The organism is Sphingomonas sp. CCH9-E2 (assembly GCF_001557215.1).
In the GTDB taxonomy this organism is placed as follows: domain Bacteria; phylum Pseudomonadota; class Alphaproteobacteria; order Sphingomonadales; family Sphingomonadaceae; genus Sphingomonas.
In genome coordinates this window covers 1-550 of record NZ_LSJM01000469.1, presented here as the reverse complement: position 1 = coordinate 550, position 550 = coordinate 1, and the positions used below count along the sequence as shown (strand labels likewise).

Below are 550 nucleotides of genomic sequence, written 5' to 3'. Positions count from 1 at the left end.
GCGTTGAGCAGTTCGACCAGCGTGTCGTCGGACAGGATCTTCTTGGGATCCTCGGCCTGGATCAGCGCGCGGATCGCGCTCTTGACCGCTTCGGCCGACACCGCGTCGCCGCCTTCGGAGGACTGGATCGCGCTGGTGAAGAAATATTTCAGCTCGAACAGGCCGCGCGCACAGGACAGATATTTGTTGCTGGTCACGCGGCTGACGGTCGATTCATGCATTTCGATCGCGTCGGCGATCTGGCGCAGCGTCAGCGGCTTCAGATGGCTGACACCGTGGCGGAAGAACGCTTCCTGCTGCTTCACGATCTCGGACGCGACCTTGATGATCGTGCGCTGACGCTGATCGAGTGCCTTCACCAGCCAGTTGGCGCTGGCGAGCATGTCGGACAGCCACGCCTTGCTGGTCTTGTCCTGCGGCCCGGCCGACACTTCCGTGTAATAAGCGCGGTTGACCAGCACGCGCGGGAGCGTCGCGCTGTTGAGCTCGACCGCCCAAGCTGTGCCGCGCTGCGCGACGAAGATATCGGGCGTGACGGCGGGTACCGGCT

The 550-nt window shown here is 63.6% G+C and carries 1 protein-coding gene; it reads right to left on the bottom strand.

Translation table 11 applies throughout. The features are described from left to right. Positions 1 to 550: RNA polymerase factor sigma-54 (locus AX681_RS21110; protein WP_443026355.1), on the bottom strand; the 550-nt coding region annotated here is incomplete at both ends.